Source organism: Verrucomicrobium sp. BvORR034 (assembly GCF_000739635.1).
Classification (GTDB): domain Bacteria; phylum Verrucomicrobiota; class Verrucomicrobiia; order Verrucomicrobiales; family Verrucomicrobiaceae; genus Verrucomicrobium.
The window spans coordinates 1-12,880 of sequence record NZ_BATQ01000120.1; the positions used below are offsets into that span (position 1 = coordinate 1).

Annotated in this window: 7 protein-coding genes and 1 pseudogene; 1 reads left to right on the plus strand and 7 read right to left on the minus strand. The window is 64.1% G+C overall.

The window, feature by feature from the left end:
• The 7 genes and pseudogenes from BV034_RS19855 to BV034_RS19890 form a co-directional block, all read right to left on the minus strand.
• A pseudogene (locus BV034_RS19855) lies at positions 1 to 1,543 on the minus strand (glycosyl transferase); the annotation flags it as partial.
• Positions 1,544 to 1,574: 31 nt separating this feature from the next.
• Positions 1,575 to 4,691 carry a discoidin domain-containing protein gene (locus tag BV034_RS19860; protein ID WP_050028730.1) on the minus strand — a complete coding sequence of 1,039 codons (3,117 nt, stop codon included), beginning with the start codon at positions 4,689 to 4,691 and terminating at the stop codon, positions 1,575 to 1,577.
• Positions 4,692 to 4,735: 44 nt separating this feature from the next.
• The gene (locus tag BV034_RS19865) at positions 4,736 to 6,004 is read right to left on the minus strand and encodes an ATP-dependent 6-phosphofructokinase (RefSeq protein ID WP_050028731.1); all 1,269 of its coding nucleotides are present in this window, start codon (positions 6,002 to 6,004) and stop codon (positions 4,736 to 4,738) included.
• Complete coding sequence (locus tag BV034_RS19870) at positions 6,001 to 7,671, minus strand: putative transporter (RefSeq protein WP_050028732.1); 1,671 nt, start codon at positions 7,669 to 7,671, stop codon at positions 6,001 to 6,003. The genes BV034_RS19865 and BV034_RS19870 overlap by 4 nt, the downstream gene beginning before the upstream one ends.
• The gene (pckA, locus tag BV034_RS19875; RefSeq protein ID WP_050028733.1) at positions 7,668 to 9,272 is read right to left on the minus strand and encodes a phosphoenolpyruvate carboxykinase (ATP); all 1,605 of its coding nucleotides are present in this window, start codon (positions 9,270 to 9,272) and stop codon (positions 7,668 to 7,670) included. The genes BV034_RS19870 and pckA overlap by 4 nt, the downstream gene beginning before the upstream one ends.
• Before the next feature lie 141 nt (positions 9,273 to 9,413).
• The gene (locus BV034_RS36240) at positions 9,414 to 11,483 is read right to left on the minus strand and encodes a hypothetical protein (RefSeq protein ID WP_265593215.1); all 2,070 of its coding nucleotides are present in this window, start codon (positions 11,481 to 11,483) and stop codon (positions 9,414 to 9,416) included.
• A gap of 12 nt (positions 11,484 to 11,495) precedes the next feature.
• Positions 11,496 to 12,401: an SgcJ/EcaC family oxidoreductase gene (locus BV034_RS19890; RefSeq protein WP_050028736.1), complete on the minus strand. Its 906-nt coding sequence runs from the start codon at positions 12,399 to 12,401 to the stop codon at positions 11,496 to 11,498.
• A 192-nt stretch (positions 12,402 to 12,593) separates the two neighbouring features.
• Here BV034_RS19890 and BV034_RS19895 point away from each other — a divergent pair, with 192 nt between their 5' ends.
• On the plus strand, positions 12,594 to 12,824 hold the full coding sequence (locus BV034_RS19895; RefSeq protein ID WP_050028737.1) for a hypothetical protein: 231 nt from the start codon (positions 12,594 to 12,596) through the stop codon (positions 12,822 to 12,824).
• Positions 12,825 to 12,880 lie beyond the last annotated feature (56 nt).

The window sequence follows — 12,880 nt, forward strand, 5'->3', positions numbered from 1 at the left end:
TGGCCTGGCTGTTCCTGGCCCAGGTGCAGCCCGCCCCGGCTTCGCTCACCAGAAACCCCGCCTTTTCATTCGCCACCACATTGATCCAGGGGAGCGGCGGCCGCTGCAGTCTGCCACCCCGCTGCGGCAGGCGAATGACATACTCCGTGCCATCCTGGCTGAAGCCTCCATACCCATTGAAGAACTGGAGCGGCTCACCCGGCACGGTGCCCGGAGCTTCCTCCGGCTGCAGCTTTGGCACCACGGGTGGGCGCGGCGGCGCGGTCAGCACCGCCACCGCAGGCAGGCGGTGCTCCACCACCAGGGATGCTGCCGCCAGTAGCACGGCGCGTTGGGCACTGTCCAGCTCCCGTGAGTTCAAGGTAAACACGCGGTCGTCCAGCCCAGGCGGTGCAGGTTTGGCATCATCCGCCAGAACGATGAAGTTTGTGAAGAACCCCTTCGCGCTCCAGTAGCGACGGGCGCGAAGGGCCTCCTGCGTCACCGGCCTGCCCCAGCCTCCGCACACCACGATCTGCATGCGGTCCCGGGGAATGTGGTGCTGCCCGAACACAGCGTTCACATCCGTGTCCAGCGGCAGGGGCACTGCCGCCGGCTTCAATTCGCGACTTCCATAGTGCATGGCCGCCGCCAGTGACTGGAAGTCCGCCGCCTGATCGGCAGTGAGCTGGAGCTCCGCCCAAAGATTGCCCTCCTGACCTTCTGCCGCCGCAAAGACTCCCTCCCACTGCGCGGCGGCACGGTGCCCTTCCACTACCGTACGCACCTCACGGGTGGTCTCCGCAATGCCCGTAAGAAAAGCCAACTGCAAGGTCTCCCCCGGGTCCAGGTCCACCACGGCACGGAGACTGCAGCACGGGTCCAGCACATTCCCCACCGTACCGGAGAGATTCCCCTCCAGCGCCGCCGGATGCGCCGCAGTGCGCCCCCGCCCCAGGAAGCACAGGCGATCGGTCTCCCACCCCACCGGACGGGCACCGGCGAGGGCATGGTACAGGCAGGGCCACTTCTCATCATTGCCCCGCGGCCGCCGCTCCGTGACCAGGACAGCCTGCTCCGGCACATAGCGGGTTTGCAGAAACAACTTGGAGAAGGCCGGATGCCCGACGTCCGCCCCCTGCCAAGTGAGCACGCTCTCCAGGTAGCTCGTCACCTCGATGGTGCGTTTGCGCCCAGAGAGGTTCTTCAGCTGCAGACGGCGGATTTCCATGTCATGGACCGGGGAGACGGCGATGTCCACCTGCGAGAGGATGTTCCCGTACTCATGCAGCAGACGGCACGCTCCTGCCGAGGCGGAGAATCCATAGCGCCCGCCCGGGCTCTGCACCGGCTGCAGGCCGGCGGACCACAGTTCGCCGTTCGTCATATCACGGAGGTAGATGAACTGGCCATGGGCATCTTCCACCGGATCTCCCGGCCAGCGGTTCACGACATGGCCGTGGCGCCGGGACTGCCCGGTGCCAGCAGCCGTGACAAAGGCGAAGTAGCGCCCGTTGGCCAGCAGCCGGGCCTCCGGAATGGCAATGGGAAGCGGAGCACTCATAGGAAAGGTTCGGGCTATGTGAAGAGAAGGATCAATTTTCCGGGTTGGCAAAGGAAACAACTACCCTCGCCGGCAGTTCGCGCACCACCACCTCGCGGGCGTCGAATTCCCGCAGGTCTCTTTCATTCACGGTGACAGCGCAGATAGCTCGGCCCCCGGGTGGCCGCAGGACGAAACCGCCTCGCGGCACCCGCAGTCCTCCACCCAGCTCGACCAGTACGGAACCATCCGGCCGACGGTCCAGGCTCAGGTCGAGCCGGCCATACCAGGTAGGCAGCCCGCAGACAGAAATGCCGCCGCGCAGCGTGAGCCAGCGTTCATCCACCCCCGCCCCGATGATGAGAGCGTCATCCACCTCCCGCTCATAGGCAAAGAGCGCCGCAAAGACGAGCATGTACTCCGCCGCGATCCACGTGTGCGGCACGTCCCCCAGATGACCCGGGCTGCGAGGATCCTTCCAGGAGATCTCCGGCCACTGGTTCCAGTGCCGGGGCCGGCGGTCTGTCAGGAAGAACTCCAGCAGTTCCAGCGCGTCCGCCCGCTTGCCCAGATGCACCAGCGCCCCCACGATGCGGATTTCATACGCCGTGTAGTTGTTCCACTCCATCTCCCCGCCGTGCTTGCGGCGGAAGTCCCGCACAAAGAGCGAGAACATCTCGTCCAGTTGTTTCATCGGCAGGTGGGCCATGCTCTGCAGCAGGGTCACAGCGTTGGACGTGGCCGTGGGATCAAAGTCCGCCCACTCCACCGAGCCCGGCACATAGTGCAGCCCCTTGTCGGCGATCACCCGGTTGATCGAGTCACACAGCGTGTCCCGGAAGGCGTAGGCCAGCGCGGAAAAGTCTCGCGCTTCATCAGGGTGGCCCAGCTCCGCAGCCATGGCTGCGGCATCCCTCAGACCACGCAGGGCCCAGAAGTCATCCCAATAGGCATGCACAGGGTGAGACAGATACCCCTCGTGGCTGGCAGACTCCGGGAGCAACCCATACCTGGCCAGCTTTTCCGGTGTCTCGTACTCCGGCGTCATTCGCTGGGAGCGGAGCAGTTCGATGAAACGCGCCGCCTTCTGCACATACGGCCACATCTCAAGAAGGAAATCCCGGTCCCCGGTGAAACGGAACGACTCCATCACCCCGTAGATGAGCTGCCCGTGGCTGTCGTGCTCCACCAGCCAGTCCGGCCCCGTGCGGTCCACACAGCAGGGCACAAAGCCATCCTCCCGCTGGTAGGGCGCGAACCACCGGACGAACTCCGGCAGCGCCTCGTAGTCTCCAATGCGCATCAGCGCCGCGCCCATGATCACGCCATCCCGCACCCAGGAGCGGGTGTAACGCCGCGGACCCGGCTGGAGCGCCGGGCCGTCTCGGTTGATGAGGATCTGCCCCGCCGCCGTGCGGAAGGTGCGGGCCGCCTCATGGGCCATCCCTTCCGGCACCTTGTAGGTCACCGTGCCTGTGCGGCGTCGCATCACGCGCACCGCTTCCTCGAACTGGGCCGCCCCATCCAGCGCTGCCATGGCGTGGCGACGGTCCGCATCAATCATGCGCTTGAAGCCGAACGGCGCCGCCAGATACAGGTCATGATCCTTCCCGGGCTGGAGCGTTACGTCAAACCGCATGGCCGCCGAGGCAAAGCCGAAGTCGTCCCGCACCGCGGTCTGCGTGGGCAGCCTCCCCTCCGCGATAAAGTCCGTGATATTCCCCTGCTGAAAGGCCAGCGTGCCAAAGGAGTGGGCCTTCTGCAGCGGTACCACCCACTTGTCTCCGTTGATCTGGGCGGCTCCATCCTTCCACGCTATTTCATAGATCTCACTTACCCCGCCCAGGCCCGGCCAGCCCTGGCACCCGTGCGCGCTCTGCCAGGGCGGGTTCACCTCAAACGGACGCAGCGCCACATAGAAGCGGAGCTTCACAGGCTGCCGCCCCGTGTTGCGCAGGCGGTAGCGCACTAACATCACCGCATCCGCATTGCGCCCGGTGCCAAAGACCGTCGTCTCCAGCGTCAGGCCGGGCAGCTTCCACAACGCAGAGGGAATGGCCAGCCCGTCCTCGCCCTGGTGCACGCTGCGTTGGGCGTCTGCCCAGGAGCTCACCCGCCCCTTCATCTCGATCCACGGTTCGAGGGTAAAAGTGCCCATGTCCGGCTCCACCAGCCCGTCCTCATTGAGGAGGGCGCAGGTCCTGCCCTCCGGCGCCCCGGCGCAGGTCCAGTAGCTCTGCTCCCGCAGCAGCCAGCGCGGGTAGTGCCCCCGCCCGCTCCGTAGGGCGATGGCGTGGAAAAAGTCCACCACGGACCGGGAGAACTCAAAGGACTTCACCTCCAGATGCTGGACGGCTGCGGGACCGTCAAAGGAGAGAAGCAGGTGCTGCGACTCCCCGCCCGGCAGGTAGAGGTAGCTCCTCGATCCCTGGTCGTTCGTGGACTGGTGGAGCTGCCTCCAGGTCTCCCCGTCATCTGAAGCACTCACGGTAAAGGACCGGGTGGCTGGCTTTGATACCCATTCGATGATGAGACCGCCGTACTCCCGCGGGCCGTGAAAGTCCAACCTCACCCATGGGTTGGCATCCCCGCGGGCACTGCGCCAGCCCGGCCCCGCCTTGTTCCCCAGCAGATGGGCGGCGTCCGTGCCCCGCGCACTGGTGGAGGCCGTCACCAGCGGAGTCTTGCGCAGGGTTCGGTTCACATAGCGGAAGTCCTCCAGCCACACCGTGCCCTTCCCGCCAGGCCCGGCACTGATGACAAACTCCACAGCCCCCAACTTCCGCAGGATGCCCCCACCCGCAGGCCCCCAGGCAAACTCCATCTGGCTGCTCTTGATGTTGAGGGAACGAGGCTCTCCGCTGAACTGAAACGCCTGCTCCATCCAGCGCCAGACATTCCGGCCGGACGAGTCCGCCAGTTTGAATTCCAGGTTGTTTTTTGGAGCCTCCCCGCGCACAGCAAAGGAAAAGCCATACGCCTCCGGCAGCCGCATGGCGAAGACCTTCCGCACCACCACGAACCCGCCGCCGCCCATGAAGTCAAAGTCCAGCCGCAGGGCACGGCCCCGTAGTCCCTCATCGCTCGTCACGGTGAGCCGGGCGTTCCCAGAGGTGACGGCCAGCCAACTCGCTGGATCTGAAAAATCGTCCATGAGACGTGCATTCATCTGTGAAAGGCATGGGTTGTTGGAAATAAACTCGTTCCGGGCCGCTACATGAGCCGTGCGGGCTGTCCGGTGGTGGCCAGCACCGCCCGCCAGAGTTCACCGTTCACGTCCACCTGCTTGCTGGACCGGGCGATGAGATCGATGGGCACATGCACATAATGACCATGAAGGAAGCTCACGACCAGCCCCGTACGACCCGACATGGCGGCATGCACAGCGTGCCGGCCCATGCGATCGCAGATCAGCGCGTCCTCCGTGTTCGCCGGGCAGCCACGGATCTGGTAGCTGGGGTCGAAGTAGCGCATCGTCATCTCGATCCCCCTCGCCTGGAAGTGTGCGTTGAGCGCATCCCGGAGGTGCAGGCCGATGTCCTGCAGCTTCGTGTTTCCCGAGGCATCCTTCGCTCCGGTAGCTTGCAGCAGGTCCTGCCCTGCCCCCTCTGCCACCACCACCACAGCATGAGCCTTGGCCGCCAGCCGCCGCTCCAACGCGGCGAACAACCCTGACACTCCCTCCAGTGCGAAAGGCACCTCCGGCACCAGGCAGAAGTTCACATCCTGGCTGGCCACACACGCGGCCGCCGCGATAAAGCCGGCGTGGCGGCCCATGAGCTTCACCACCGACACCCCGTTGTCCACACTGCGCGCCTCTGTGTGGGCGGAGTTGATGACCCGCACCGCCTCATCCACCGCCGTGCCAAAGCCGAATGTGCGCGAGACGTAGCGCACATCATTGTCAATGGTTTTGGGGATCCCTACCACTGCCAGGTCATGCCCCTGGCGTCGTGCCTCCTCATAGATCGCGTTTCCCCCACGCTGGGTGCCATCACCACCGACGGTGAAAAGGATGTCCACGCCCAGTTTCACGAGGTACTCCACCGCCACGGTCACCGCCACCGGACCCCGGGAGGTGCCCAGCAGGGTGCCACCCTCCTTGTGGATGTCCTCCACCACATCATCCGTGAGCGCCATCGGTGCCTTGCCCACCGCCGGATCCAGCCCCCGGTAGCCACCCCGGATGCCCAGCACGGAACGCACGCCATACCCTCGAACCAGCTCCCGCGTCACCGAGCGGATCACGTTGTTCAGCCCGGGGCACAGGCCGCCGCAGGTGACGATCGCCGCGCGGGTTTCTGCCGGGGCAAAGAACAGCCTCTTCTTCGGGCCGGCCTTCTCAAACAGCAGGAGGTCCTCCGGTACGGTCCCGTTCTGCCAGTTGGCGGTGGAGGGCACACACCCACCGTCGTCTTCCGCATTCAAAATGGGTGTGTCATACCTGGCCTCCCCCAGGCGGGTGATCGTGGCAGTCTTCATGAGCAGAGAGTGATCGCGAGGATCTGCGCGGCAAGGATCCGCAACAGGGTGGTAAAAGGAAACACCGTCGCATACGCCACGGCAGGCGCATCGGAGCCCGCCATGCTGGAGGCAAATGCGAGGGCTGGCGGATCTGTCATGCTGCCCGCGACCAGCCCGCTCAGATCCATATAATTCATCTTAAATACGATTCTCGCCAATACCGCGACCGTGACAAGCGGAACAACCGTCACACACACACCCGCCAGCAGCCACATCACCCCGGTGGTGCTCACGATCGTTTCAAAGAACTTGGCCCCGGCGCTCAGTCCGACGGCCGCGAAGAAGAGTGCGATGCCAAACTCGCGGAAGGCGAGGTTCGTGTTTACCGGCATGTGCCATACTTGGCGGCGGATGCGTCCCACACGGCCCAAGATCAAGGCCACCACCAGCGGACCTCCCGCCAGCCCAAGCCGCACCGGATGAGGCAGCCCCGGCACCGGAATCGGCAGAGTACCCAGGAGGACGCCTAGGGCAAGCCCAATGAAAAAGGGGATGAAGTGCGTCTCGCTGAGTTCCTTGAGCGAGTTCCCCACCACGCTGGCGGCCCGGTTGAGATCCTCCTCACGTCCCACCATCTGCAACTGATCCCCATACTGGAGCCGGAGCCCCGGCACAGCGGACATCTCCAGATCCGCCCGGGTCACTCGCGTCACCGCCACTTGGAAACGCTTGTCGAGGTGCAACTCTCCCACCGACCTACCCAAGACACCGCGGTCGGTCACAACCACCCGCCTGAAGGTGACCGGACTCTCATCCAGCAGGAGGTCCTCCTCGCTGCGGCGCCCGATGGCACCTTCCATCTCCTCCAGCCCGCCGACCGTTCCCACCACGGACAAAAAATCCCCCAGATGAACGACCGACTCTTCCGTGGCCACCAGGGTCTCGCCGTCATGCCGGATCCGCGAGAAGGTGACTCCGGCCTCCACCCGGCTGGCGATCGCCCCCAAAGTGGCCCCTTCCAGCTCCAGGTGCGTGACCACCATTGTGCGCCGCTCCAGCGGTTCCGTCTGCACCCGGTGGCTGGCGGCAAAATGGGCGGCCTCTCGGGCAACATCGATCTTGAGCAGGCGCGGCAGCCACAGCAGGGTGGCGATGATGCCGATGGTGGCCGTAGGGTACGTCACAGCGTACGCCAGTGCGGGCAGCGCCAGCCTGTCAGGGGAGACATCCGGCATCAATCCCAGCGTCTGGGTTCCCGCACCGAGTGAGGGCGTGTTCGTGGTGCCGCCGGAAAAGATTCCGAGCACGGCTGCAGGATCGAACCCTGCCAGCCAGCCTGCCGCCGCCGCCAGCAAAGCCCCGATCAGCACCACGGCCGCCGCCAGGAGATTCAGCCTCATCCCCTGCTGTCGCAACGCGGCAAAGAATCCCGGACCGAGCTGCAGTCCGATGGTGAAGACAAAGAGGACGAGCCCGAACTCCTTCACAAAAGCAATGATGTGACCGTCCACCGCCTCCACGAAATGCCCCACCAGAATGCCGGCGAACAACACACCCGCCGTGCCCAGCTTGACTCCATGAACCTTGATGCTCCCCAGCGCCATGCCCGCCACGCACACCAGCGCCATCACTGCGATGGCGTGAGGGATGGGTTGCGTCTCGTGGAGTTCGAGGAGCCAGTTCATGCTTCACCCCTTGGGGCGGCCGCCCGCACTTCAGCGCTTGCGCCATCTGCGTAAGCTTCAAAGTTCTTGATGAAGAGTCCCGCCAGCCGGGCGGCCGTTGCATCATAGGACGCCTTGTCGTTCCAGCTGTCCCGCGGGCGGAGCATCTCCCCAGGCACTCCGGGACACTCCACAACCGTGTCAAAGCCAAAGACGGCATCACGCTCCGTGCGAGCCCCAGCCAGCGCCCCACTGTGAATGGCATCGATGATGGCGCGGGTGTGTTTGAGGCTGATGCGTTTCCCCACCCCGTGGCCGCCACCACCCCATCCTGTGTTTACCAACCACACGCGCGTACGGTGCCGGCGCATCTTCTCAGCCAGGAGCTCAGCGTACTTGCTGGGGTGCCACATCAAGAAAGGCCCTCCAAAGCAGGGCGAGAAGGTGGCCTGGGGCTCCGTTACCCCCATTTCGGTGCCCGCCACCTTGGCCGTATAGCCGCTGATGAAGTGGTACATGGCATGCTCCGGTGAGAGTGCACTCACGGGTGGCAGCACGCCAAAGGCATCACACGTTAGGAAGATGATGTCCGTAGGGTGCCCGGCCATGCAGGGTACACGGGCGTTCTGAATGAACTCGATGGGATAAGCACCCCGGGTGTTCTGGGTGATGCTGGTGTCCGTATAGTCCACGTCACGATCCTCATCCAGCACCACGTTCTCCAGCACGGCGCCGAAACGCAGAGCCTGAAAGATATCCGGCTCGCTCTCCGGCGTGAGGTTGATGGCCTTGGCATAGCATCCACCTTCAATGTTGAAGATACCATCATCGCTCCAGCAGTGCTCATCATCGCCGATGAGATTCCGTTTGGGATCCGCCGAGAGCGTGGTTTTGCCCGTGCCGCTCAAGCCAAAGAGCAATGAGGACGCCCCGCTCTGGCGGTCTGACGTGGCCGAGCAGTGCATGGAAAGCACGCCTCGCAAGGGGGCCAGGTAGTTGGCCACCGTGAAAACGCCTTTCTTCATCTCGCCTGCATACTCGGTACCCAGGATGACCAGTTCCCGGTCCTCCAGGCTCAAGTCAATGCTGGTAGAAGAACCCATGCCCTGCGTCAGCCGGTTCGCGGGAAAAGCGCCCGCATTGTAGATCACAAAGTCCGGCGTGCCGAAATCGTCCAATTCCTCCCTGCCGGGCCGGATGAGCATGTTGTGCATGAACAGCGCATGGTAGGGCCGTGAGCAGATGACCCGCACCTTGATCCGGTGCTGTGGATCCCAGCCCGCGTAGCCGTCAAAGCAGTACAGCCGCTCCCGTGTGTTGAGATAGTCAATGGCCCGCTGATGATTGATGGCAAAGACTTCCTTGGTCATCGCCACATTTACCGCCCCCCACCAGATGTTGTCCCGGGAGGCGGGATGGCTCACCACCCGTTTGTCCTTGGGCGAACGGCCGGTCTTTACCCCGGAGTAGGCCACCAGTGCGCCGTTGTCCGCGATGCTCGCATCCTTCTCATACCGGATGGCGTGCTCATAGAGGGCACCTGGTGGCAGGTTGCGGTGCACTTCTCCCACGGTGAGTCCATAAGGGGTGAGATCGGTTGTACAACCGTGCAGGAAGCTCATGGTGGTTCATGAATTAACCCGACTGACACGCACCCCGCCGCAGGAGTCCTGCGCAGACGAAGAGCATGCCAGTCACGGGAGGTTGCAGGAAACTGGGGACCCGCCCCGGTCACCAGGACAGATCACCGGCTTGTCTGATGATTATTTGGGCGGCATCACGGGATTGAGCGGCGGCAGCGTACGCTGGATCTGCGGTACCGCAGCAGGCTGACCGGTCTCTGCCGGTTCCTTCATGCGGACCAGTATCCAGGTCTCCGTACGGTTGCCATGGAAGTGCAGTGCCACCGTGCAGACGTCCTCTGTCAGGTTCGCCAGGCTGGTCGTGCAGATCGTGTTGCGATTCTCACCGATGCGCCACGCCACTGTCTGGGTCTTCTTGTCCAGCTGTCCAGTGATGGGACGCTGGTCCTCCGTCAGCACGTTTTGATAGGCCCCCGAGATAACGCCCTCCCGGTTGATCGAGAGCTGCATGAAGAGGATGGGGTCCCCCTTCTCCTCCTGGACGAGTGAGAACACTCCCAGCGTCATCCATTCCTCCGGCTGGCCCTCTGGTGCCGGAGCGGGAGGCGGTGCCTGTTCCTGCACCGCCACCTTTTCAATCACGGGCTGCGTGTACTCCGCCACCGGCAGGGGCTGGTTGTCCAGATACACGGTGTCCCCTTCATAGACCACGGTGGTGCCATAGTCCGGGTAAACCGGGGGCGGTACCGTGGCACCGTACACCCAGCTCGAAACACCGCCCCATGCACATGGCCGCCACCACCACCAGGGGTTTACTGGATAGTGCCCAAAACCATGGTACACGCCATGCCCCAGCCAGCCGCAGCGGCCCCACCAGTGGTCGTCAAAGCAATCGTCGTAGAAGTCACGGGCGTTATCCCAGACTTCATCGGCACGATCCCAACGGTAATCCCACATGTCCTTCCGGTGCTCCTGCCAGTCGTCGCGGTTCTGGTTCCGCCAGTCCTGGCGGTCATTCCGGGCGTTCTCCAGCTCACTCCACCGCTGGTCGCGGTTGTTCTGGAAGCTGTCCATGCGCTGCTGGTTGTTCTGCTGCCAGTTGTTCCAGGTGTCGTGCCGGTTGTCCACCCGCTGCTGCCAGTTGTCTCCTCGATTCTCCGACCAGTTGCCCCAGTTGGGCCGGTCCTGAGGCCGTGCTGGCAGGTTCCCCGGCCGTTCCCCCATGCCAGGCCGGTCGCCAATATGGGCTGGCAGTTGGGAGGGCCGCTCTCCGATGCCGGGACGCCCTTCACCGAGCCCCGGCCGCTCTCCAATGTTGGCAGGCAGCTGGGAAATGGCCGCGCCCGCTCCCGCCCCTGCTGCGATACCGAGGAAATTACCCAGATCTCCCTTGCTGGGGCGTTGGGCTGGCAGGTTGGCCGGGGTGCCCGGCCGGCCCGCATCTCCAGGACGCTGGGTGATCCCTGCACCCCCATCTGGCCGTGCAGGAAGCTGGGACGGGCGGTCTCCTGCTCCTGGTCTATCTCCCCCGCCTGGCCGTTGCGCCGGCAATTGCGTGGGGCGGTCTCCCGCACCCGGCCGCGTCGGCAGTTGCGACGGCCTGCCGCCCACATTGGGCCGGTCACCGCCACCCGAGCCGGGCCGCTGAGCAGGAAGCTGGGAGGGCCGGTTGGCACCTGAACCCGCCCCGCCAGGACGGCTTGTGGAAGGCAACTGGGAAGCGCTGCCTCCACCAGAAGGGCGATTACCAGCGACATTGCCACCACCGCCCGAGGGCTTCGAAGGAACCCGCCCCCCGCTGGGCTTGGAACCACCTGCAGGCCGCTGGCTCGGACGCGAGGCAGAACTGCCGCTGCCACTGCCTCCTGAAGGCCGGGAGACACTGCCACCGCCAGAAGGTCGCGAAGCCCCGCTCCCACCCGAGGGCCGGGTGGATCCGCCCGACGGCCGGGAACTCCCGCCGGACGGCTTTGAGTAATTTCCTCCACCTGATGGTCGCGAAGAGCCTCCGCCAGACGGTTTGGAGAAACTGCCCCCGCCACCGGATGGCTTGGGCCGGCTGCCACCACCACCTCCTCCGCCGCCAGAGGGCCGCGACATCCCACCGCCGCCGCCGCCTCCCCGGCTGCCGCCACCTCCTCCACCACCACCCCGGCCACCACCGCCGCCACGTGCCTCCACCTCGGCATGCTCAAACACAATGGCCAGGCCCAGCACCATGGCCAGCACCGCGTAAACTTTGGACTTCATGGCTCGGAGGGGTTAGTTGCCCTTCACACGCTTGACCTCAATGACACCGATGGAAGGCAGCGGCTCGCCATCCAGCGTGCGATTGCCCGACTGCCAGGTGAGCTTGTCCTCGCCGACCTTTGTGATCGTATTCTCAACGGTCGTCCTGCCGCCATCAGGATTCACTCCCGACTCTCGCACCAGCCAGCGCTCCCCTTCCCGGGTCCAGCGCCCTTCCGCGAAACCGCCCTCCGCATCAAAGGTCCAGGAGCGGATGGATCCCTCCACAGGGTCCCAGCCGATGATCTGCCACCCCTCCAGCAAAGTCTCCTCACCCTGCTTCACCGTCACATTGCGGGTGATGAAGGCCGCCCCCTTGGACCACACATACTGGCTGCGGACAGACAGGTCGTTTTCCTTGTCCACATCCTCCCAGTCACCGATCAGCCAGTCGAGTTCTGCCAGCTTGGCCCCCGGCGACTCTTCGGGATACGGTGTCTCGATCAACTGGCTGATCCGCCACTTGTCGTCTTTCTTGACGTGAATCGCCGTGTAGGTGGAGCGCTCCACATCACCGTCCTTGGCCGTCACCTTCGTGGCTCCCTTCTCCACCACCACGTCCGCGGACAACCTGCGCACCGAGATCGAGGCGATCTCGAGCTTCGACCCCTTGCTCCCTGCGAACGAATCACGGATACCCTCCTCAATCGCAGCATGCCCGGTGAGCGTCCGACCGTCTTCCGTGGAAAACTCGGCATCCTCCGCAAAGAAGCTTGCCAGGGCTTTTACGTCTCCTTTGTTGTAGGCCACTTCATACGCCCTGTTCAGGGCATTGACGGCAGTCTGTTCCGGGGTGGTGGCAGCTTGATCAGTCTCTTGGGCGGACACGCCGCCCACCACCATGAGCAATGAGGCAATGGACAAGGACAGTACTTTCATGGCTGGTAAGCAAGGGTGCAACTTTCAGGCTTTCAGTCTCCCCGGTTTGAATCGATCACGCCATAGGACCATGGTCCGATGCCAGGGAGGGCGTTCTCACACCGGCAGCCGCTTTCTTTCAGGGTGCGCCATCGGATTTTGGATGAACCGTGAAAGAAACGGCTGGTAGAAGAGCGGCGCGACCACCTTGAGATGGTGACGACGCAAAAGGTCACGCCATTGGGCGCGATAGTCGCGTACACCTTTGGCATCGCCAGCGGCATGAACGCCACGGCAAAAGTGAGCCCCCATTCCGACCATAGTTCCCAGACAGTCCTGTCGATGCAAGATCAACTCGCGCTCTGCGGCTGGGGTCTGGCCGCCATTGTCTCCATCACCACATGGCTGTTGAACAGCCACGCCGAAAAGCGGACGCAATCGTAGCCCGAGCTTCAGCAGACCTCGTGCGCCGCTTGAACCGGCTTGTCCCCTTACGCAGG